At 72.5% G+C, this 20468-nt stretch carries 19 protein-coding genes; 8 read left to right on the top strand and 11 right to left on the bottom strand.

Features of this window, described 5'->3' with window-relative positions; genetic code table 11:
- Nucleotides 1-15 precede the first annotated feature (15 nt).
- On the top strand, nt 16-372 hold the full coding sequence (locus tag ACZ418_RS36845; protein ID WP_468371630.1) for a response regulator: 357 nt from the start codon (nt 16-18) through the stop codon (nt 370-372).
- Here ACZ418_RS36845 and ACZ418_RS36840 read toward each other — a convergent pair.
- The 3 genes from ACZ418_RS36840 to ACZ418_RS36830 all read right to left on the bottom strand — a co-directional run bounded on the left by ACZ418_RS36840 (nt 362) and on the right by ACZ418_RS36830 (nt 3364).
- Nucleotides 362-1021 carry a response regulator transcription factor gene (locus tag ACZ418_RS36840; RefSeq protein ID WP_468371629.1) on the bottom strand — a complete coding sequence of 220 codons (660 nt, stop codon included), beginning with the start codon at nt 1019-1021 and terminating at the stop codon, nt 362-364. The genes ACZ418_RS36845 and ACZ418_RS36840 overlap by 11 nt on opposite strands.
- A gap of 125 nt (nt 1022-1146) precedes the next feature.
- A complete protein-coding gene (locus ACZ418_RS36835) occupies nt 1147-1980 on the bottom strand; it encodes an alpha/beta fold hydrolase (RefSeq protein ID WP_468371627.1) in 834 nt (277 codons plus the stop codon).
- Nucleotides 1981-2335: 355 nt separating this feature from the next.
- Entirely contained in the window at nt 2336-3364 is a 1029-nt protein-coding gene (locus tag ACZ418_RS36830) for a DUF4331 family protein (RefSeq protein WP_468371625.1), read from the bottom strand.
- Between the two features lie 351 nt (nt 3365-3715).
- Between ACZ418_RS36830 and ACZ418_RS36825 the strand changes: the two genes are divergently transcribed.
- A complete protein-coding gene (locus ACZ418_RS36825) occupies nt 3716-4774 on the top strand; it encodes a PAS domain-containing sensor histidine kinase (protein ID WP_468371624.1) in 1059 nt (352 codons plus the stop codon).
- Nucleotides 4775-4961: 187 nt separating this feature from the next.
- Here the strand turns inward: ACZ418_RS36825 and ACZ418_RS36820 are convergent, their stop codons facing one another.
- The 4 genes from ACZ418_RS36820 to ACZ418_RS36805 all read right to left on the bottom strand — a co-directional run bounded on the left by ACZ418_RS36820 (nt 4962) and on the right by ACZ418_RS36805 (nt 7999).
- Nucleotides 4962-5462: a hypothetical protein gene (locus ACZ418_RS36820; RefSeq protein ID WP_468371622.1), complete on the bottom strand. Its 501-nt coding sequence runs from the start codon at nt 5460-5462 to the stop codon at nt 4962-4964.
- 178 nt (nt 5463-5640) lie between these two features.
- Nucleotides 5641-6126, bottom strand: coding sequence for an SRPBCC domain-containing protein (locus ACZ418_RS36815; protein ID WP_468371620.1), 486 nt, complete (start codon nt 6124-6126; stop codon nt 5641-5643).
- Nucleotides 6127-6244: 118 nt separating this feature from the next.
- The gene (locus tag ACZ418_RS36810) at nt 6245-7060 is read right to left on the bottom strand and encodes an SAM-dependent methyltransferase (protein ID WP_468371618.1); all 816 of its coding nucleotides are present in this window, start codon (nt 7058-7060) and stop codon (nt 6245-6247) included.
- A gap of 63 nt (nt 7061-7123) precedes the next feature.
- Nucleotides 7124-7999, bottom strand: a complete 876-nt coding sequence (locus ACZ418_RS36805; protein ID WP_468371616.1) for a helix-turn-helix domain-containing protein — start codon at nt 7997-7999, stop codon at nt 7124-7126.
- 573 nt (nt 8000-8572) lie between these two features.
- Between ACZ418_RS36805 and ACZ418_RS36800 the strand changes: the two genes are divergently transcribed.
- The 3 genes from ACZ418_RS36800 (at nt 8573) to ACZ418_RS36790 (ending at nt 11181) form a co-directional block, all read left to right on the top strand.
- Nucleotides 8573-9337 carry an ATP-binding protein gene (locus ACZ418_RS36800; protein ID WP_468371614.1) on the top strand — a complete coding sequence of 255 codons (765 nt, stop codon included), beginning with the start codon at nt 8573-8575 and terminating at the stop codon, nt 9335-9337.
- A gap of 340 nt (nt 9338-9677) precedes the next feature.
- Nucleotides 9678-10343: a GNAT family N-acetyltransferase gene (locus ACZ418_RS36795; RefSeq protein ID WP_468371612.1), complete on the top strand. Its 666-nt coding sequence runs from the start codon at nt 9678-9680 to the stop codon at nt 10341-10343.
- Nucleotides 10344-10383: 40 nt separating this feature from the next.
- Complete coding sequence (locus ACZ418_RS36790; RefSeq protein WP_468371610.1) at nt 10384-11181, top strand: SAM-dependent methyltransferase; 798 nt, start codon at nt 10384-10386, stop codon at nt 11179-11181.
- A 154-nt stretch (nt 11182-11335) separates the two neighbouring features.
- On the opposite strand, the gene ACZ418_RS36785 is transcribed toward ACZ418_RS36790, so the two are convergent.
- The 3 genes from ACZ418_RS36785 to ACZ418_RS36775 form a co-directional block, all read right to left on the bottom strand.
- Nucleotides 11336-11599 (bottom strand): hypothetical protein, encoded by a 264-nt coding sequence (locus ACZ418_RS36785; protein ID WP_468371609.1) that lies wholly within the window; start codon nt 11597-11599, stop codon nt 11336-11338.
- Between the two features lie 36 nt (nt 11600-11635).
- Nucleotides 11636-13810 carry an acetoacetate decarboxylase family protein gene (locus tag ACZ418_RS36780; RefSeq protein WP_468371607.1) on the bottom strand — a complete coding sequence of 725 codons (2175 nt, stop codon included), beginning with the start codon at nt 13808-13810 and terminating at the stop codon, nt 11636-11638.
- Between the two features lie 256 nt (nt 13811-14066).
- Nucleotides 14067-14525, bottom strand: coding sequence for a flavodoxin family protein (locus ACZ418_RS36775; RefSeq protein ID WP_468371606.1), 459 nt, complete (start codon nt 14523-14525; stop codon nt 14067-14069).
- Between the two features lie 103 nt (nt 14526-14628).
- Here ACZ418_RS36775 and ACZ418_RS36770 point away from each other — a divergent pair, with 103 nt between their 5' ends.
- Nucleotides 14629-15573, top strand: a complete 945-nt coding sequence (locus tag ACZ418_RS36770) for a GNAT family N-acetyltransferase (RefSeq protein ID WP_468371605.1) — start codon at nt 14629-14631, stop codon at nt 15571-15573.
- A gap of 47 nt (nt 15574-15620) precedes the next feature.
- Nucleotides 15621-16319 carry a lipoprotein gene (locus ACZ418_RS36765; RefSeq protein WP_468371603.1) on the top strand — a complete coding sequence of 233 codons (699 nt, stop codon included), beginning with the start codon at nt 15621-15623 and terminating at the stop codon, nt 16317-16319.
- A gap of 100 nt (nt 16320-16419) precedes the next feature.
- Here ACZ418_RS36765 and ACZ418_RS36760 read toward each other — a convergent pair whose 3' ends face one another.
- Complete coding sequence (locus ACZ418_RS36760) at nt 16420-18360, bottom strand: DUF1996 domain-containing protein (protein WP_468371602.1); 1941 nt, start codon at nt 18358-18360, stop codon at nt 16420-16422.
- 359 nt (nt 18361-18719) lie between these two features.
- Here ACZ418_RS36760 and ACZ418_RS36755 point away from each other — a divergent pair, with 359 nt between their 5' ends.
- Nucleotides 18720-20459: a C40 family peptidase gene (locus ACZ418_RS36755; protein WP_468371600.1), complete on the top strand. Its 1740-nt coding sequence runs from the start codon at nt 18720-18722 to the stop codon at nt 20457-20459.
- Nucleotides 20460-20468 lie beyond the last annotated feature (9 nt).

The raw sequence follows: 20468 nt of genomic DNA, 5'->3' as shown, positions 1-20468 counted from the left end.
CGCGATGCTGGTGGCATGAGCATTGACGTGGTGATCGTCGACGACGATGCCCGATTCCGTCGCCTGGCGACCACCCTGCTGACCCGAAGCGGCTGCACGGTCGTGGCAGCCGCTCCGGACGGCGCGTCGGGCATCGAGGCGGCACGGCGTCTGGCGCCGGACGGCATGCTCCTGGACGTCAATCTTCCCGACCGGGACGGTCTCGCCGTGGCCCGGGAGCTGCGCGGCGCCGATCTGCCGATCTCCATCGTCCTCACCTCGACCGAGCTCATCCCCTGGTCGGAGCGGGAGCTGGCGGACGCGGGCGTGCGCGCCTTCATCGCCAAGGAGGCTCTGCTGGACGCCGATCTGCCGTCACTGTTCAGCTCTTGAGGTAGTGCAGCACGGCGAGGACGCGCCGGTGCTGGCCGCTCTCGGCCTGCTGCAGGCCCAACTTCATGAAGATGCCGGTGACGTGCCGCTCGACCGCGGGAACCGTGACGAACAGCTTCGCGGCGATACCCGAGTTCGAATGGCCCTCGGCCATCAGCGAGAGGACCTCGCGTTCCTTGGGGGTCAGTGCGTCCAGGGGGTCGCTGACCCGCTTGCGGTTCACCAGGCTCGCGATGACATCCGGATCCAGTGCGGAACCGCCCTCGGCCACGCGGCGCACGGCATCGGTGAGGACCTCCGCGCCGGCCACCTTCTCCTTCAGCAGGTAGCCCACCCCGCTGGCGTTGTCGCGCACCAGGTCCAAGGCGTAGCTCGCATCCAGGAACTGAGACAGCACGATGACGCCGGCCTCGGGCCGCGTCTCCCTGATCTTCAAGGCGGCCTGCAGGCCGTCGTCGGCGAGGCCGGGAGGCATCTGGATGTCGGTGATCACCACGTCCGGCCGGTGGGTCTGCGCAACCTGGACGAGCTCGACGGCGTCGCCCACCGCGGCGACGACCTCGATCCCGTGGCGGGTGAGCATGGAGGAGATGCCCTCGCGGACGATGGGGTGGTCCTCGCCGAGAACGACACGAAGCGCTGCAGTCATCGCTCAAGATCCTAAGGTGAGTCGGGCCCGGCGGCTACCGTCGCCGGGTACGCCGTTCGGTCTCGGCACGGCGAGAGGGGCCAGGCATGGCGCCTGGCCCCTCTGGTGGTTCGCTCCGGTTGCGGTCAGCGGGACAGGAACCGCAGCAGCGCGGGGTTGACGATGTCGGGATGGGTCCAGGCGACGTTGTGCGGGCCGCCTTCGACGGTGACGAACTCCAGGTCCTTGATCAGGCCGGGGAGGCGCTTGGCGGTGGCGTCGTAGGGCAGGATGCGGTCGGCGTCGCCGTGGATGAGCAGGGTCGGGACGTCGATCTTGGGCAGGTCGGCGCGGAAGTCGGTGAGCCAGGTGTCCACGCACGCGTAGGCGGCGTACGCGGAGGCCGTCACGGCGACGTTGAAGCTGTTGTTCCAGGCCTGCTCGCTGATGCGGGTGCCGCCCAGGACGTCGACGTTGTAGAAGTTGTCGAGGAAGTCCTTGAAGTAGGCGGGCCGGTCGGCGATCACGGCGGCCTTGATGCCCTCGAACACCGAGGCGTCGACGCCCTCGGGGTTGTCGTCGGTCTTGAACAGGAACGGGGGGATGGCACCCATCAGGACGGCCTTGCCGACGCGGGCCGAGCCGTAGGTTCCCAGGTAGCGGGTGACCTCGCCGGTGCCCATGGAGAAGCCGACCAGGACGACGTCGTTCAGGTCCAGGTGGGTGAGCAGGGTGTTCAGGTCGGCGGCGAAGGTGTCGTAGTCGTAGCCGGTGGTGGGCTGGCTGGACTGGCCGAAACCGCGGCGGTCGTAGGTGATGACGCGGTAGCCGGCCTGGAGCAGGGCGCGCTCCTGCTTCTCCCAGGAGTGGCCGTTGAGCGGGTAGCCGTGGATGAGCACGACGGGCTGCCCGGTGCCGTGGTCCTCGAAGTAGATCTCGATGGGCTGGCCGTTCTGCTCGCCGACGGTGATCTTGGACATGGCGGGAATCCTTCGGGTTGTGGTGCCGGCTGCGGGGGTTGGCACTGCATCGGGTACGGCGCTGACCATCTATGCGTGCTTCTCGAAGGTGTCGATGAGGGTGAGCAGCAGGTCGGCGGTGGACGGCTCCTCCGCGTCGACGTGGTCGTGCAGGCCGCGCGCGTGGTGGTCGCCGTGACGTGTCGGAGCGCCTGTGGGGGACGGCGCGCAGGGCCGGCGTGCGTTCCGCGATCGTGTCGCCGCGACGCGGCGAAACCCGCTGCCAGGTCCTGTTCCGGGCGCCGGTGCGCGACGGGTACGGTCGTGCTGCTTACTTGAGAGAGCGCCTGAGTCGGAGAGGTGACCTGCCTGCGCGTCAGGCGGTGGGCACGTAGGGGAACACGGGGCGAGGCTTGGAGGTGACGGACTCCTTGCCGATGCCGAGGGTGATGGCCCGGTTGGCGGCGAAGGAGAACATCGCGTCGGGGGCGTTGTCGATCAGTGAGCGGCCGTTCCATTCGGCGAAGCCGAAGGCGGCGGGGGTGCCGAGGGTGTAGGGCAGGACATTGGGCAGGAACCTCTCGGCCACCGTGCGGCCGTAGGCATCGGGGTCCTCGGCCGTGCCGTAGGCGCGGACCACCCCCGCCACCTTGTCGGCGATCGTCTTGCCGTAGGCCTCGCGGTCCTCGGAGGGGTGCCCCTCGTTGAGGTGGTCGCCCAGGTGCTCGTCCAGCTGGGTGAACAGCGGGTGGAGCATCGGCAGCCCGGCCCGGTTGATCGGCCGCCAGCCGCCGGCGTCGGTGGCGAGGGAGGCGAGCCCCCACACGCCGATCCGGCGGTCCGGGCCGGCGACCGGGACGAGCTCCTCGTCGGTGAGCTCCAGGACGATGGAGTAGACGGTGTGGCCGGCGAACAGGTTCTTCGCCTTGGCCGGGTGCCAGCCACCGAGGTCGACCGTGGTGCCGTTCTCGAACGCGGCGCCGACCGCGTGCAGGACGTCCGGTTCGATCCAGAACGGGTCGCCCGCCTTGCCGACCGAGGCCCGCCCACCCCGGAACTCGACAGTCCGGCCGGTGCGTCCCTGGGCCACGACGGTGCCGGAGGCGAAGTCGTCCCGAGCCTCCGGGCCGGCCAGCCGACGCAGCTGGAACGGCTGAGCGCCGTCGGCCTCCGCCTCGCCGAAGGTGAAGCGGTAGGTGACGTCCTCGACCGCGTCCCCGTTGCCGTCGATCTTGAACTCGTACTTGCCCTCCGGGTGCAGCCCGCGGGGGATGTCCTCACCGGCCAGCGAATGGCTGTGATTGGTGACCAGGACGGTGCCCACCTCCCCGCGGAACACATACAGGTCGGTGATGTCCAGGCGGGGGTCCTGCCGCGCGGTCGGGGAGTCCAGATGGTGAGACATGACGCTCTCTTTTCTCGTCGGGCTGGGGGCCGGGCCGGTGAGGCGGTCCTGGTCCGCCCGGGCTGCCCCTGCTGGTGTGCTGCGGTGACGAGTCTTCCGGGATCGGCTCTCCGGAGCTGTCAGGGAGCCCGCACAGTCCTCGCTCGGGCAGCCCTCACCTGTGCTGTGGGGAAAGCCCTACATGCCGCCGTCGCGACTGGCATGCAGGCACACGTCAACGACGCGCTCGCGTCTCTGCGTCATCCAGCGTCGAATGACGGATGCCCGGCTCCCCCGCTCCCTGCCAGGGTCAAGAACGGCGTCCCGGACATGGGGACGATCGGTACAGCTTTGCCGGCACAGGGGGATGTCATGCCCAACGACGAGATGCTGTCGCGTATTTTGGACCGCGTGCCCCAGCCGATCTGGGTCGTGGATCCGGACGGGCGCATCCTCTACACCAACCCCTCCGCGGTCGCGGTGCTGGGATACGACGACGAGAGTGAACTGCGCGGACGGCCGAGCCATGACACCCTGCACCCTTTCCGGCCGGACGGCTCCCGGTATCCGGCCTCCGAATGCCCGATGCTCGCCCCCGCTCGAACCGGCCGGGCGCTGCACGGCGACAGCGAGTGGTTCATGCGCCGAGACGGATCGTTCATACCGGCCTACTGGTGGGCCTCGCCCATCGATCTGCCCCGTGGACGCGGTGTCATCTACTCCTTCTTCGATCTCACCGAACGGCGGGCGTACGAGGAAGCGAAACGGGAGCGCGACATCGCGCGGGTCCGGGCCGCGGAGTTCGAGGCGACGCAGCGCCGTATCGTCGAGAGCATCGACGCGATCCACCGCCAGACAGCGCGTGATCTGCACGACGGGGCCCAGCAGCGACTGGTGAGCCTGGTCATCGGCCTTCGCCTCGCCAGGCAGATCCTCCCGGAAGGCCCTCCGGGGGCCATGGAACTGCTCGACCAGTCCCTCGACGATGCGCAAGGGGCGATCGACGACCTCAGGAACCTGGCCGCCGGCATCTACCCGCCGGCCCTCACAGCGCGCGGCCTCACTGCCGCGGTGCATGGCCTCGCGGCCCGCAGCCCCATCCCCGCCGAGGTGGTCAGCAACTCCGACCGGCGCCTGCCCGCCGCACTCGAGTCGAACGCCTACTTCGTCGTCGCCGAATCCCTCACCAACGCCGTGAAGCACGCCAAGGCGACCCGGATCGGCATCACCGTGAGTTTCGGAACCGCCCTGGAGATCACCGTCACGGACAACGGAGTGGGCGGCGTCCCCGACAACCCGGTCGGATCGGGGCTCCTGGGCCTGCGGGACCGGGTCGCCGCGTTCGGCGGCGACCTCTCGATCGCGTCACCCCTCGGCCGCGGCACGAAGGTCGCCGCACGCATCCCCATCCCCGAGCCGGCAGCCAACTGACGGCCGGCCTCAAGGGCGTTGCCGCGCTGCGGGAGCGGTGGTGTGACTTGGCAGCGGTGGTGTGACTTGGCAGAGACCAGGCCGGGAAGCGCTCGGGCTTGCGCGCGTAGCGGCGGTGCAGCCGACCGTCACGGCAGGCGTGAGCCCCGCCCCGAGTGGGGGCGGGGCGGGACCGCACGCCCCCCGGTCAGCGGACCGACTTGAGGTCGGTGATCTTCAGGGTCTTCAGGTCGGACTGGACGTCGATCTTGCTGACCTCGGCGTGCGACCCGTCGCTCCAGGTGAGCGTGACCCGGCTGGTGGCGTGGCCGGCGCCGGAACCGGTGTAGGTCACCTTCCACTTCACCGGCACGTTCTGCGCGAAGAGGATGCCGTCGGCGTGCTCCTTCTTCTCGAAGGCAGCGACCTTCTTCTGCGCGGCGGCGGAGAGGTAGAAGGCACGCAGCGCCTTGGCCGCGTCACCGGCGGACTTGTCGTCGGTGGACCAGACGGCGTCGATGTAGGCGCCGTAGAAGTCGGCCACGTGCTGGGTGACGTTGCGCGGGTCGCCCTGGGCGGAGGACACGGCGGCGGCACGGCTGGTGTGGCTCGCGCCGGTGCCCGCGAGGGCGGGCGTCACGGCGGCCAGCGTGAGGCCGCCGGTGAGGGCGGCGGCGGTGACGAGGGTCTTGCGGCTGCGGACGGACATAGGTCTTATTCCCCCGGTTTCGGTACGACCGGGCTGATCCCGGCCGTCGACGCACTTTAAGACCTCATTTCCCTCGCACCGGTTCCGCTTTCTCTCGGCTTTTTCCCACTCCGTTCCCGGAATATGAGGCAGCCGGATGGTTGTGCCGAATTCCGGTCGCCTTTCCGCGTTGTTTCGGTCATTCCGCCTCGGACGGCCGACGGGTGTGCGGTCCCTCGACGAGCCGGGCGAGGTTGTCGAGGGCCATGCGGGTGCCCAGTTCGTTGTCCTCGCGGGGGATGTCGTCGGGGACGCCCTCGTGCAGGATCGCCACGTCCGTGCCGCCGTTGGCCGCGGTGAGCGTGGTCGTCATGGTCATGGTGCCGCGCACGGCGTCGTCGTCGGTCTCGAACTCGAACACCTCCACCACCAGCGCATCGGGCACGAGCCTGGCGAAATGGCCGTGGTAGGTGTCCGTGCGCCCGCCCGACTTGCCCGTGGCGGACGTGTCGCCGTAGGTCAGGGAGACCCGGAAGGTACCGCCCTCCCGGGCCTCGAAGGTGTGGACACGGGCGGTCATACCGGCCGGGACGCGCCAGGCCGCGATGGCGTCGGCGTCGGTCAGGGCCCGGTAGACGGCGTGCGGGGGCGCCTGCACGCGCCGGGAGACTCGGGTGGCGTACATGGGCCCACGCTACCGGCCGGGAAGCCGCCGGACCCGCCGTATGAAAGGGGCGGGGCCGGGATCCGGGAGGTGGGTGCGGACCCCGGCCCCTGCTCTGCGGGGGCCTGCAGCCGGTTTGTCAGGGCTTGCGGGCGACCGCGCCGTACATCGCGATGTCCTCGTCGCGGATGTTCGGCTCTCCGGTGCCGTCGGGATGCCACTTGTGGACCTGGACGATGCCCGGCTCGACCAGCTCAAGGCCCTCGAAGAACTCATGGGCCTCATCGATCGTGCGCAGCCGCATCGGCATGTTGCGGGCCGCGTACTCGCGGGCGACCCGGCCCACCTCCTCGGGCGCGAACTCGGCGGTGCCGATGGACATCGCCAGATAGCTGCCCGACGGCAGCGGCTCCAGCAGCCGGCGTACGACACCGACCGCGTCGTCCGCGTCGAGCATGAAGTGGACGATGGCGATCACGGTGAGCGCCACGGGCTTGTCCAGGTCCAGGGTCTCGCGCAGTTCCGGGGCGTGCAGGATGGCCGCCGGATCGCGGAAGTCGGCCTCGATGTACGAGGTACGGCCCTCGGGCGCGCTGGCCAGCAGGCCCTGGGAGAGGGTCAGGACGATCGGGTCGTTGTCCACGTAGACGACCCGGGACTCGGGCGCCACGGCCTGGGCGATCTCGTGCAGGTTGGGCGAGGTGGGGATGCCGGTGCCGATGTCCAGGAACTGGCGCATGCCCGCCTCCTCGGCGAGCCAGCGCACGGCGCGGTTCATCCAGTCGCGGTTGGCGCGCATGTGGACCGGGAGCGCGGGCCACTCCCGGGACATGGCGTCACCGGCCTCCTGGTCGGCGGGGTAGTAGTCCTTGCCGCCGAGGATGTAGTCGTAGATGCGGGCGGAGTGGGCGTTCTCGGTGTCGATGCGGTCGGCCGGCCATCCGTTGTCGGGCAACGCCGTGTCTCCATTCGGTCGGGGGGTCAGGGGCTCGCGTACGGGGGGCGGTGCGGGTGTGCGTCACAACTCCCTGCGGATCGCGGCGAGCAGGGCCTCGGTCTTTCTGGCGGGCGCGGCCTGGGCGCCGAGCCGGTCCAGCGCCTCCCGGTACACCACGACGTCGTCGGCCTTGTCGAGGTAGACGGCCCCGACCAGGCCGTTGAGGTACACGATGTCGGGCAGTTCGCGGGCCCTGAACCGGAAGAGATGGTAGGCGCCCGCCCGCATCGCCGGGTGCGGGCCGTTGGCGAACGGCATGAGCTGCAGGGTCACATGGGGCAGCCGGTTGATCTCGACGAGGTGATCGATCTGCGCCCGCATCACCTCCGGTCCGCCGACCGGCCAGCGCAGCGCCGTCTCGTCCATCACCACCCACACCCGCGGCGGCGCCTCGCGCTCCAGCAGCTCCTGGCGGCGCATGCGCAGCGCGACCCGGCGCTCGGTGGCCTCGGCGCAGGCGTGCGGACTGTCCGCGCCGAGCAGGGCCCGGGCATAGTCCTCGGTCTGCAACAGGCCGTGCACGAACTGGTTCTCGTACGCGCGGATCTGCAACGCGGCCTGTTCCAGGCTGAGATACGCGGCGAACCAGTCGGGCATCACATCGCGGTAGGTGTGCCACCAGCCGCGCTTGTTGGCCTCGCGCACGGACTTCAGGAAGGTGTCGATCTCGTCCCGGTCGGTGACGCCGTAGACCTGGAGCAGCTTCTCGGCGTCCGCGAGGCGCAGCCGGGCCACCTTGGCGGCCTCCATGCGGCGGATGGTGGAGTGGCTGACGCCGATGGCGGCGCCCGCCTCGGCGTAGCTGAGGCCGGCCCGGGTCCGCAGCTCCTCCAGTTGCCGGCCGAGGATCATGCGCAGGACGGAGGGGGCGCCGCCCCAGTCGGTCTCCGCGGTCATGCCCCACACCCCCTCACCAGGTCAAGGGACACCGTCGCACATGGTCGCTCTCCCGGCCCATTCGATCACGTTCCGGCCAGCATGCGCTTCGCCATTTGCAAATTTCAACTTGCCGGTTGCGGAGCGTTGTTGGCCGGTGCGAGAGTGGATCCACTGCTCCGGCCGACCCAAGGAGCGGGCGGCGCGGCCGGGTTGGGGGAGACCGGGCCGCATTACGGCCTCGTGGGAGGCGTGTCGTCCGCTGCGCACGGTCGGCCCGACACCGCAACCCCCCACGCGAGGCCGGACGAAAGGCGCACGGCGATGGCTCCGCCCTCCCTCCCCCGACCGCTTCACCACCCACCCGAGACCCGGAGCCCCGCCCGGACACCCCTGCCGCCCGGCCCGTCACGCCTGCCGGCGGTACCTCGCCAGAACAGGTCCTCGGACCGCCCGGACCCCACCTCCGCCTCCGGGCAGCACCCGCACCGGTCCCCCACCGACGCCGACCGACCACACCCGATGCCGAACGGGGCGAGCCCGTCAGACCGGGCTCCGGACAGCGAGAGCCGGTCGGATCGGGCACGGGACAACGTGCACCAGCCGCACCCGTCGCTGAACAGCACAAACCAGCCAACCCGAATCCCGGACAGCACGGACCGGACACGCCCGGCGCCGGACAGCGCGGAACGGCGAGACGGCTGGGCGGCCCCCGTAGCCGGACCGCGCCGGTGCTCGGACACGGCCGACGCCCCGGACCGAGCCCCGGACGACGCCGAAGACCGCCCACATCGCGCCGCGGACGACCCCGAGGCGGGCCCGCACCCCGCCCCGGACACCCTGAATCACCCGTACCGGCCGCCGATCGCGGCCGGTGCCCTGAGACCACCCGGAGGCGGGCGCCTCGGTCGACTCCCTGGGCCCCTCGGCCCCGACCGGCTCGCCTCCGGGGACCCGCTCCCCCGCTGCGCCGCCGCGTTCGACCTGCCCGCGCAGCCGGCGGCCGTCGGCACGGCCCGGCGTGTCGTACGGGACCTGCTGACCGCCTGGGGCGTGTCCGAAGGCCCCCGGAACGACGCGGTCCTGGTGACCTCGGAGCTGGTCACGAACGCGTTCGTGCACACGGCCGGTGAGCGCATCGCCTGCCGGCTGCACGGTACGGCGGACCGGATACGGATCGAGGTCGAGGACCAGGACGGCGGCCCCACGCTGCCGGCCGCGCTCTGCCCCGGACCCGACGACCAGCACGGGCGCGGGCTCCTGCTGGTCGCCGCGCTGAGCCGGGACTGGGGCGTGACGCCGGTGTCCGGCCGGCCCGCCCGAGTCGTCTGGGCCGAGCTGCCGTCCGACCACGACTGACGCCAGGCCCGCCACGCCCCCACTCGACCACCCACGGACCATCCCCCACCAGTCCGAAGGATGCCCATGCACATCGTCACCCCCGCTCCGGTCCCGTCCGCCGACCCGTCCTGGACCCGTACCCGCCCCAAGCCCGGCTCCCAGGAACAGGCCGGCTGACCCCGGCCGCCCCATCGCTCCCCCACTTCACCCTCCCGTCCCAAAACCACCCCCACCCACACGCCACCCACCCCCGAACCCCGGTACATTCGCCGCCGGTGCGGGTCGTCCGCATCCCTCGGGGCTCGGCGTCCGTACGAGTCCCGTGGTCGTCGCGCGGACCGTTCGGTCGGGGGTGTGCATGGTCTGGTCGGTCATCCGCCGGAGGCGGGCGGCGACGGCCGGGCTTCCCGTGCCCGGGCGGTGCGGGCCGGAGGCCGGCCGGCATGTCCTGGCCACCGAGCGGCTGTTGCTGTTCACACCCCGGACCCGGCTGGACGTGGCCGCGGCTCTCGCCGCCTGTGCCGATGCCGAGGCGCAGCGCTGGCTCGGCACCCAGGCCGATCTGGTCCTGCCCGATCCCGGCATCCGCAGGGCCCTGCTCGCCTGGCGGCCGGCCGGCGACGACGGCCGTCGGATGCCCCGGACGCTGGCCCAGCCGTACGCACCAGGCCCGGACGATCCACTGCTGCTCGTCTGTGTGCGCAGGTCGGACCTCGGCTATGCCGGCGCCCTCGAACTGGAGCACCGCACGGGCGAGATGGGCGGCTGGCTGGCGCCGGCCTGCCGTGGTCAGGGACTGGGCGCGGAGCTGTTCCGCGCCGGGGCGGCTCTCGCGCACGGGCATGCCGGACTGAGCACGGTCCGGGCGGGCGCGGAGCCCGGGAACACCGCGAGCCGGCGGGCCCTGGCCCGGGCGGGCTTCGTACCGGACGAGGGTCCGCCCCGGCACACCCTGCCCGACGGCCGTGTGGTCGAGGCCGTCTGGCACCGGCACGACAGCGCGGCGGCCTCCCGCTGCCGCTGACGACCACCCGTTACCCCCCACCCCTTCACGGAGAGCCGACGTGACAGACACCGGATTCAGCACGGACCGGATCGACACCGGCAAGCCGCACTCGGCGCGGATGTACGACTGGTTCCTGGACGGCAAGGACCACTACGTCGTGGACGCCGAGGCGGCGAGCAAGGTGCTGGAGCTCTTCCCGGGCGTCAAGGACACGGCCTGGGCCAACCGCGAGTTCATGCACCGGGCCGCCCGCTTCGTCGCCCGCCGGGGTGTGGACCAGTTCCTGGACGTGGGCACCGGGATCCCCACCGAGCCGAATCTGCACCAGGTCGTCCAGGCGGTCACCCCGAGCGCCCGGGTGGTGTACGTCGACAACGACCCGATCGTGCTGCGGCACGCCGAAGCCCTGCTCCAGGGCAGGCCCGAGGGCCGTACCGCCTATCTGCACGCCGATGTCCGAGAGCCGGAGCGGATCGTGGAGTACGCCCGGGAGCATCTGGATCTCGGCCGGCCCGTGGGCCTTTCGCTGATCGCGCTGCTGCCGTTCGTCACCGACGAGCAGGATCCCCATGGTGTCGTCCGGACCCTGCTGGAGCCGCTGCCGTCCGGCAGCTTTCTGACGCTCTCCCACGTCAGCGCCGAGTTCGACCCGGAGGTCTGGGAGCGGATCACGGCCGTCTACCGCTCCGGTGGCACCCAGGTCCAGGCGCGCTCGCACGCCGAGGTGAGCCGGTTCTTCGAGGGCCTGGACCTGTGCGAGCCGGGTGTCGTACCGGCCACGCACTGGCATCCCGAGCCGGGGATGCGGGTCCTCGAGGAGCAGCCGGTGTATGTCGGGGTGGCCCGCAAGCCCTGAGACGGCGCAACACCGCCTCGGGCCGGGTTGATGCGCCGCCACCTCACCCGGGCGGCGGCCGCACGGGTGCGCTGAGCCCGGCGCCGGTCCGGGCCGGTGCAGCCGGCTCAAGTCGTAGGCGTGGCGGACCTCCCCCGGGCCAGTGCGGGACGGCTCAGGCTCCGGCTCGCGCATGGGTGGCCAACGCCTCGGCCGCGGTGCGCAGTTGCTCCGCCGCCGTGGTGCAGGCGGCGGCCTGTTGCTCAAGGGTGGGACGGCTCCAGTCGGGTGCCGCCGGGCAGCCGCTCAGGGTGGCCGCGGTGGCGAGCAGCTGACGGGCGTAGCCGTCCATGAGACCGGCGTCGGCCCGCAAGGTGTCGGCGTGCGCGAGGAGTTCGTCGGCCGAGGCCGTGATCGCTCGGGGGGACTCGGTCACCATGGCGGCTCCCACTCGACTGGGGTAAGGGCTGGGGCTTCAGCGCGGCAGGACGGCGCCGGCGCTGCGGTGGAGCATGAACTGGGGGCAGCTCAGGACGAACCGGGGCCGGGCCCGGTCGATGCCGAGCCGGCGCAGCTGTCCGGCCAGGGGTTCGGCCGCCGCGGTGTCCAGCCGCAGCCGCACGCCGGTGCCGCGGTGCAGCCGCAGCCTGCCGTGCGCCCGGACCAGGGTGCGTACGGTGCTCTCCTTCCGGCGGCCGTAGAGGATCCAGTCGGCCTCCGGGCAGCGGATGCCCGGTCCGAGCCGGCCCTCGACGGTGAGCCCGAGGTCCCGGGACCGGACGGCGATCTGCCGGCCGGTCAGGTCGGCCTCGGCGGTCGTCCGCATCGCTGGCTGGCCCCAGATCTCCCGGGCGACCACACGGGCCTCGTCGCTGGTGACGGCGAGGGAGAGGACGTGGCGCCCGCTGCGGCGCAGGTCGACGCGGCGCAGCAGGTCCGCGGCGACGTCGTACGGGCGCGGCCGCCACAGGTCGTCGACCAGGACGGTCAGGGCGATCTCGATGTACGGGCCGATGGTGGAGCAGCGGTGCTCGTAGAGCGACAGCACGGCGAGGGCCCGTCGGCCCAGTCGGCTCGGGGTCAGCCAGGTGGCGCCGGGCAGCAGTCCGCGCGCCGCGTCGGCGGAGACGGGGTAGCAGAGGTGGGCGGCGGCGGAGTCGTAGTAGCGCACCGGCACCTCGACCGGGCCGGCCGTCGTCGGGATCGAGGTGGTCGGCAGGGTGAGGAAGGGGTAGCCCTCGGGCGGGTGGGCGCGGTCCTTGAGCTGGTAGGCCTGGGTGCGCACGATCGGGCCGCGGTACGGCGTGAGCGCCGCGTCGATGTCCTCGCGGGCCTCGGGGATCACCGTGCGCAGATGCTCGATGTACTCGCGGAGCATGTGGCACAGCGGGAACTCGTGGATGGGCCCGGCGTAGTCGACCTGGTACCAGTGCGGGTGCGGGTCGAACAGGGAGCCCGCGCCCCGGCCGTCCTGGACGGCCGCGATGTCGTGCTGGTTGGTGACACCGGCGACCCAGGTGCGCGGGTCGGCGGGCTTCTCGCCGCCGGCCGGGGAGCCGACGGTGACGACGTGGGTGACCCGGTAGGTGCGGCAGAACTCCTCGTCCTGGGCCAGGTTCAGCAGCGCGGTCCCGCCCTCGCCGTGCCCGATCAGCGCGAGGTCGGCGCCGCGCGGGATGCCGTAGTCAGCCAGGGCGAGCAGGACCGAGCGGGTGTAGGGCGAGTCGGTCGTGAACAGGTTCCGCCAGGCGCCGACGACGTCCTGCGGGGAATGGTTGCGCGGCCGGCCCGGCGTCATGCCGGGCGCCTGGACGACATAGCGGACGACGCCGTCGGGACCCCGCACGTTCTGCACGAGGATCCGCCCGTCGGTGGACAGCACCTCGATGTTGCGCAGAAACCCGAGGAACGAGCCCTCGATGGCGATGAACTGCTTCTCCTGGTCGGTGAGGTCGACTGCCTCGGCCGCCCCCTGGTCCAGGCCGGCGCGGTGCGAGGCGCTGATCCCGTGCAGCGGATGGTGCGGCGGATCGGCGGACGACGCGCGCCCCGTAGCGAGCGCCCAGCCGGTCTCGTCGTGCTTCGGGTCCTCGCCCAGCAGGGCACGGATGGCGAGCAGTTCGGTCATCAGCGGGGTCAGCCCGGACAGGGCCCGCTGGGCGCCCCGGTCCCGGAACAGCGCGCGCAGGGCCCGTACGGCCTCCAGGTCGCGGTCGGCGGTGACAGCCTCCAGCAGCCGGCGCATGCCCGGGTCGCGCTCTAACTCGGGGTGGTCGACGAGCACGGCGGCGATCCTCAGCCGCAGCGAGGTGACGGCGACCAGCGCGGCCAGGCTCTCCCGGCCGAGCACCGCACCGGCAGCGCCGAGCACCTGGCCCATGCCGTTCGGCGCGGTGACCGCCGAGCCGCCGAGGCCCTCCTTGTTCGTCAGGGCCCGCAGCAGCGCCCACTGGGCGGCGAGGCCGGTACGGGGACGGCGGCGCGCGGAGGCGGTCAGGGGCGGCGCGAACAGTGCGGTGCTGGTGCGCGCGGACACCGCGCGGATGCCCTCGGCGACGTCCACCACGTCCCGTGCGCACCGGCGCAGCAGCTTTCTGGCGTCCTGACCGTCCGGCACGGGCGGTCCGGGTGCCTGGCCGTCCGCTCGCATCCGACGCTCCCTCGTTCGACGACGTACGACGACACATGACAGGGTTCAGCCGCGCCGGAGGGCGCGACCCCGGTCCCATCGTCGGCCAGGGACACCGCGGCCGCACCTTCATCCGTCCAGGTAGCGGACGCCCGCCGTGCCCGGAGGAGTGCGGAGCGGTCCACGGGCGGGCCTCGGCCCACGCCGGTCACCGCGCCCGACCGTACGAAGATCGCTCCGGTGGCCGCCCGCGGGCCACCGGTGCCTCACCCGGCGCTCACGCCCCGGGCATCAAGCCCGCCGCGACCGTGGCCCCGAGTTCCCAGCACGCCTCCGTGTCGGCCTTGCCGGGTTCGCCGGTGACCGTCACCGCGTCGGCCGCGCGGCGCCAGCCGAGGCCGGTGGTGATGGCCTCGATGGCCCGGACGGCGCCGGTGACGTCGTTGCCGCCGTGCACGTAGTAGCCGAACGGCCGGCCCCGGGTCTCGTCCAGGCAGGGGTAGTAGATCTGGTCGAAGAAATGTTTCAGCGCGCCGGACATGTATCCGAGGTTCGCCGGTGTGCCGAGGAGGTAGCCGTCGGCCTCCAGGACGTCGGAGGCCGTCGCGGACAGGGCGGCCCGGCGGACGACCCGGACGCCCTCGATCTCCGGTGTCGTGGCGCCGGCGACGACGGCCTCGAACAGAGCTTGGCAGTTGGGCGACGGGGTGTGATGGACGATCAGCAAGGTAGGCACACCCCGCACCCTGCCGTGCCCCTGCGGCGCCTCGCAAACGGCGGGCGTGGCGGGCGCCGCGGTGGGGTAGAGCCTGTGCACGGGGAGGACGGGAGGGGCTGCCGTGACCGGAGCGGGTGCGCGGGAGGCCGATTTCCGCCCGGACCGGCTGCCGGCCGGCTATCGGTGGCGGCCGGCGACCACCGCCGATGTCGACGCGATCCACCGCCTGGTCACCGCGTACGAACACGAGGTGCACGGCCGCGTCGTGACCGGCGCCGACCGCATCACCGCCGAGCTCACCCTGCCCGGTCTGCGGCCGGAGGACGACACGCTGCTCGTGCACGACGGCACGGGCACGCCGGCCGGCTACGGCTGGGTGAAGGGGCGGCGGGCGAGGGTTCATGTGCACCCCGGTCACCGGGGCCGGGGCCTCGGTGGCGCGCTGCTGGCCTGGACCGAGACCAGGGCCCGGTGCGCGGGTGGCGACCGGCTCGCGCAGACGGTCCCCGACGGCGACGGCGCCGCGGCCGCGCTCCTGCGGGCCGGTGGGTACTCGCGGCTGGTCACCGAGTGGCTGCTGCAGATCGCGCTGCCGCACGAACCGGAGGTGCCCGATCCGCCGGCGGGCATCACCGTACGGCCGTTCCGGCACGGCGACGAACAGGCTGCGTACCAGCTCACCGAGGACGCGTTCGACGAGTGGCAGCCGCGGCGGAAGAGCTATCCGGAATGGGCGCGGCACACCGTCGAACGCGCCACGTTCCGGCCGGCGGCGTCACCGCTCGCCTTCGCCGGCGGCCGGCTCGTCGGGGCAGTGCTGTCGCTGGACGTTCCGGGCAACGACGAGGGATACGTGGAGCGGGTCGCGGTACGGCGCGACCACCGCGGCCGGGGCATCGCCCGCACGCTGCTGCGCGAGGCGTTCCGCACCTTCCACCGCCTCGGCAGGCCGGCCTGCACCCTGTGGACGCACTCCGGCACCGGTGCGCTCGGGCTGTACGAGCGCCTCGGCATGACGGTCCAGCGCAGCTCCACCGTCTACGGCAAGCCGCTCGTCACCGGCTGACCTGCCCCCGGCTACAGTTGCGCCCCTGAACAGGAGGGGAGCCGGAAGTGCAGGTCAGGGTGGGGTCCGTGCGGGGCGCGGTGGTCATGGCGGTGGCGCTCGCGGCGGTGCTCTGCGGGTGCGCGAAGTCGGGGGACGGCGACGGGAAGAAAACCTCGGGCGCGTCCCCGAACGCCAGGAGCGAAGAGGCCGGGGGGACGGCGACGGCGAGCGGGGGTTCGATCGGCGCGGCCGGTTCGGACTGCGAACTGCCCGTCCGCTTCGACCTCGCCAAGCACTGGAAGGCCAAGGCGGTGGACGCCGAGGCGGAGCTGTCGAAGGCGTCCAAGGGGTCCGACGGCGATCTGAGCGGGGCGCTGGCCGACGCCTTCCTGCGCCAGGGGCCGGTCACCGCGGCCTGCGAGATCGACGCCAAGCCGGCGGGCCACATCGGCTTCCTGCGCGTGTGGACGGGCACGGCGGGCAAGGCCGACGCGGGCGGCGTGCTGCGGGAGTTCGTCGCCGCGGAGGACCATGTCAGCAAGGCGAAGTACCACTCCTTCCGGACCGGCGGCGGCCTGACCGGCGTGGAGGTGGAGTACCTCTACACCGACAAGCTCCTGGACGAGACGAAGAAAGAGACCGCGCTCGCGGTCAGCACGCCCGACGGCCCGGTCGTCCTGCACCTCGGCGGGATGGACACCGAGGAGCACGAGGCGATGCGGCCCGCCTACGAACTCGCCAAGCAGACTCTCGAGTTGGCCTGAGCGGCACCCTCGGGCGCGCTCAGCCCACGGTCGCGGACCGGCCCAGGTGGGTGAGGGGCCGGCGGCCGCGACCGGTCCCCTCCACCCCGGGGTGCGCCTCTCAGTAACGGAGGCGCCGGGCCCTGAGCAGCATGATCAGGCCGGACAGCGCGAGCAGGGTGCCGAGTGCGGCGGGCCACAGGTGCGCGCCGGTCTCCGCGAGTGCCCCCTGCTTGCCCTGCGGTTGGGGCTGTGCGGTGGTGGGCGGAGCATATCCGGCGGCCGTGGCCTGGGCGGGTGCGGACTGAGCGGGAACGGACCGAGTGGGCGCGGGCCGGGTGAGCGAGGGCGTGGGCGTGGGCGTGTGCCGTGCCGGCTCGGTGGACCTGTCCGCCTTGGTCGAACGGTGGTGCCCGGTCGTGCGGGCCGGTGCGGTCGTGTCGGCCGGTGCGGTCGTGCGGGCCGGTGCGGTCGTGCGGGCCGGTGTGGTCGTCGCGTCGGTCCTCGGTTCCTGTGTGGCTGAGGGCGCCGGCGTGGCGGTGGCGGTGGCGGTGGCGCCGGGCTGTTGCGTCGCACCGCCGCCCGGGGCGGCCGTCGTACCGGAGCCGGAGCCCGCCGTGGGCGACGCCGTCGTACCCGAGTTGTCGCCGTCGGGGCCGCAGGTGCGGCCGGAGTTGATGCAGTCGACCATCTGGCGCATCAGGTCCTCGTCGAAGACGTTGATGAAGTCGCCGTGGTCGGTGACGGGCTTGTGCAGCTGCTCGGGGAAGGAGTCGACCGCGAAGAGCGGGACGGTACGGCCGCCGTCCTGGAGACTGGGTGCCTTGACGTCGTAGACGATCCGCTCCACCAGCTGCGGGATGGCGCGGAAGCCGGCCGGGCAGGAGCCGTCGGGGGCGGTGAAGGCCACGTGGGTGCGGTGGTTGGCGCTGTCGATGTTGCGGCCGTCCCAGCAGCTCTGGAACCGGAAGCTGCGCACCACGTCACTGCCCGGCGGGCACAGCGGGTACTTGTCCTTCAGCTGCCGGTCCTCGTAACCGGTGCAGCTCCAGGACGCGTTGGCGTTGCCGGGCCCGTTGACGAAGGCCTTCGCGTCGCCGGTGATGATGCGCAGCAGGCGGGGCATGGCGGTGACCTTGCCGAGCGGGTTGCCCGTGAAGGTCAGGGTGACCTGCTTGGGCGTGACGATCTGGCCCGCGTTGCCCTCCGTGCCGCCGCCCGGGGATCCGGCGTCCCGCTCCTGGGTGCCGTTCTGCAGGCGCAGCACCGGCCAGTAGTACGAGGACTTGTCGCCCTGGTCGACACAGCTCGTCCCGGCCTTCGCGAGGTCGTCGTCGCTCGCGAAGGCGTTGTTGCCCTGGTTGCCGACGTAGTCGTGGAAGTGGTGGGCGCCGTTGGAGACGCCGGGGGCGACGATGACGTTGTCGGAGTTGAACAGGCCGTTCGCGTTGACCCCGCAGTCGGAGCTGAAGGTGCCGCGCGAGGCGTCGGCCTGCTGCGGCGGGTTCGGCGCAGCAGGCGGTACGGAGGTGATGTCGGCGTAGTCGGAGACGACGGGTCCGTTGCCGCCCTGGCCGGCGCCGGTCGGCTGGGCACCCGAGGTCGGGGTGGCGGAGGACTGGGCGCCTTCGCCCGCGCCGTCGCCGCCGGGGCGCAATGTGCAGGCCGCCAGGGCGTCCAGGCCCTGCGGGCGCTCCCCCGCCTGGTCGATCGCGTCGGTGATCCGGCCGATCGCCGCGGCCCGCTGCTCCTTCAGCGGGCTCATGATCGTGTCGTCGACCGAGCCGGAGTCCTGTCCGCCGGCCTGTCCCGACTGCTGGAGCTGCCGGTAGGCATCGGCCGTCTGCCGGTCCAGCAGGGCGAGTTCGCGGTCCACGTCGGACCGGGCCGCGTCCGGTACGGCGGTGAGCCGGCTGCCGATGTCGGGGCAGTCGATCGTGGCCATGCCCGCGGACAGGACGTGTCCGGTTCCGTTCGTGCCGGATCCGTCACCCCAGCCCTCGGTCGCCGAGGCGTAGACGTTGGCCGCCACGAGGCCGCCTCCGCCCAGCATCAGGGCCATCGCTGCGAAGGTCGCGCGTCGTGCGCCGGTCGGGCGTCTGCGCCGGTTGCGTGCCAAGGTCGTCCCCTGTGTGGTGTGTGCGCCGGTCGGGCATGGAGCTCCCCGGCGTCATACGGAGGGCGGCACGGATGTGTTCAACAGAATCGCGAATTCACCGGGACCTCACAGGAAAACGCGGAACTCGCCCTTTCCCCTTCGAACACTGCCACGAACATCACAAATACGTATCGGACATTTCACGCGTCAATCTTCACACGAGGTACACACGTTGGCTAGGTTGACGCGAGGCCGCCCGGCCCTCGACGGACCGGACGCATCGGCCCAACTGCCCTACGGGGCAAGGAAGGAGCGTGTCTTCCATGGCGCCGGAGAGCCGCGACGAGGCTGCGCAGGACGAGGTTCGGCAGCGGATCGACTCCCTCTACGACCGGGCCGAGAACGAGACCGGGAACTACAACGCGACCCGGGCCATGGCCTCGGTGACGCGCTCCCGGGGCGTCCCGCCGGCCAAGCGCTCGGGGCGGCGACCGGATCCCGCTCTCGACGAGATCGCCCGGCGGTGGTTCGACGGGGCACGCGCCAAGCTCGGCCCGACCGTCCCCGCCGCGCTGCCCGCCGACCGGATGCCCGACCGACCGGCAGCGGCTGCGGGCCGCTCCCGGGGCCGGATGGGCGGCACATCGGACGCCCTGGGCGTGGGCCTGCCGGCTCGACGGCCCGATGCCCTTGAGCGCGCCGCCGACCGCGTGGTGGCCGAGCTGACGGCCGGCCGGGCGACGGATCCGGAGAGTCTCGCCCTGGCGGCACGCGAAAGCGCACGCGCTGCCCTGAACGGGTCTCGGCGGCTTGAACTGCCGAGCGGCCAGGCCGAGTTGCCTGCTCCCGACGGAACAGGTGCGTCCGGCGCGAGCACCGCGTACCTGGCACTGCCCGGCGCGGCAGCCCCGGCGGGGCCCGACACGCGTGGAGTACCGGCCGGTCTCGATCCGGTGGACCCGGCCGGCCTCGGTACCGCGCCGATGGCCGACCCCGGTCCCGTCGAGACCGCCGTCCTTCCGGTGGTCGCGCAGAGCACCCCGGTAGAGGAACCGAGGACACGCCCCGGCCCCACCGCGCCGGGGCGCCCCTCCCCCGCCGCGTCCAAGGCGAACAACCAGCGCAAGCTGGCCGCGGCGAGCGACCTGATCACCCGGTACACCGCGCGGCTCACCACAGCCACCGCGACCGCTCAGTCCGCGCCGACGACGGCCACACCGCCGGCGTCCTTCACGGCCGCACCGCCGGCATCCTTCACGGCCACACCGCCGGCATCCTTCACGGCGCCATCCCCCGCGTCGGTCACGCCCGCATCCTCCCCGCCCATGACGGCCGCACCATCCATGCCCGTTACGGCCGCACCCCTCACGCCGACGACGGCCGCACCGTCGGCTCCCGTCACGGCGACACCCACCGAGCCCGTCACAGCCGCACCACCCACGCAGCCTGCCTCCCCCGCCCCCGCACCCAGCCCGTGGCAGCAGCAGGAATGGGCAGCACCCACCGCACCCACCACAGCCCAACCACCCACACCACCCACCTCCCCAGACCCCGCAACCACCCCGTGGCAGCAGCCGGAATGGGCGGCAGTCACCACGCCCGGTGCGGCGGTGACCGCGATGCCGGTCGTGGACGCCTCGACCGCCACCCCGGCCTCCGGGACCGACACCGCTTCCCTCGCCGCGCTCGCCGAGTCGCCCCGGGCCGTGCGGGCCGCCAAGGCCATCGCGTTTGCCCGGGCGCAGATCGGCAAGCCCTGTGTGTGGGGTGCGACCGGGCCGGACTCGTACGACTGCTCCAGCCTCACCCAGGCCGCCTGGAAGGCCGCCGGGGTCCCGCTGCCGCGGGCCGCGTACCAGCAGGCGCTCGCCGGTGCGCCGGTCACGCTCGCCGGGATCGAGCCCGGCGACCTGGTCCTCTTCTTCGACGACGACCGGCACGTGGGCCTCCATGTCGGCGGCGGCATGATGGTGCACGCGCCGGGCCCGGGATCGTCGATACGCGAGGAGTCGATCTACGGCGCCGGGGAGTCGGCGATCCACCGGATCGTGCGGCCCGCCTGAGCGGTCCGC

The organism is Streptomyces sp. NPDC030820 (assembly GCF_055572075.1).
Note: the sequence above shows the minus strand (reverse complement) of the source record. Positions and strands in the feature narration are given on the sequence as shown.

Excerpts from the sequence above, each read along its gene's own strand:
- ACZ418_RS36845 (WP_468371630.1), top strand. The coding sequence starts at position 16 with ATGAGCATTGACGTGGTGATCGTCGACGACGATGCCCGATTCCGTCGC.
- ACZ418_RS36840 (WP_468371629.1), bottom strand. The coding sequence starts at position 1,021 with ATGACTGCAGCGCTTCGTGTCGTTCTCGGCGAGGACCACCCCATCGTC.
- ACZ418_RS36835 (WP_468371627.1), bottom strand. The coding sequence starts at position 1,980 with ATGTCCAAGATCACCGTCGGCGAGCAGAACGGCCAGCCCATCGAGATC.
- ACZ418_RS36830 (WP_468371625.1), bottom strand. The coding sequence starts at position 3,364 with ATGTCTCACCATCTGGACTCCCCGACCGCGCGGCAGGACCCCCGCCTG.
- ACZ418_RS36825 (WP_468371624.1), top strand. The coding sequence starts at position 3,716 with ATGCCCAACGACGAGATGCTGTCGCGTATTTTGGACCGCGTGCCCCAG.
- ACZ418_RS36820 (WP_468371622.1), bottom strand. The coding sequence starts at position 5,462 with ATGTCCGTCCGCAGCCGCAAGACCCTCGTCACCGCCGCCGCCCTCACC.
- ACZ418_RS36815 (WP_468371620.1), bottom strand. The coding sequence starts at position 6,126 with ATGTACGCCACCCGAGTCTCCCGGCGCGTGCAGGCGCCCCCGCACGCC.
- ACZ418_RS36805 (WP_468371616.1), bottom strand. The coding sequence starts at position 7,999 with ATGACCGCGGAGACCGACTGGGGCGGCGCCCCCTCCGTCCTGCGCATG.
- ACZ418_RS36795 (WP_468371612.1), top strand. The coding sequence starts at position 9,678 with ATGGTCTGGTCGGTCATCCGCCGGAGGCGGGCGGCGACGGCCGGGCTT.
- ACZ418_RS36785 (WP_468371609.1), bottom strand. The coding sequence starts at position 11,599 with ATGGTGACCGAGTCCCCCCGAGCGATCACGGCCTCGGCCGACGAACTC.
- ACZ418_RS36780 (WP_468371607.1), bottom strand. The coding sequence starts at position 13,810 with ATGCGAGCGGACGGCCAGGCACCCGGACCGCCCGTGCCGGACGGTCAG.
- ACZ418_RS36760 (WP_468371602.1), bottom strand. The coding sequence starts at position 18,360 with ATGGCCCTGATGCTGGGCGGAGGCGGCCTCGTGGCGGCCAACGTCTAC.
- ACZ418_RS36755 (WP_468371600.1), top strand. The coding sequence starts at position 18,720 with ATGGCGCCGGAGAGCCGCGACGAGGCTGCGCAGGACGAGGTTCGGCAG.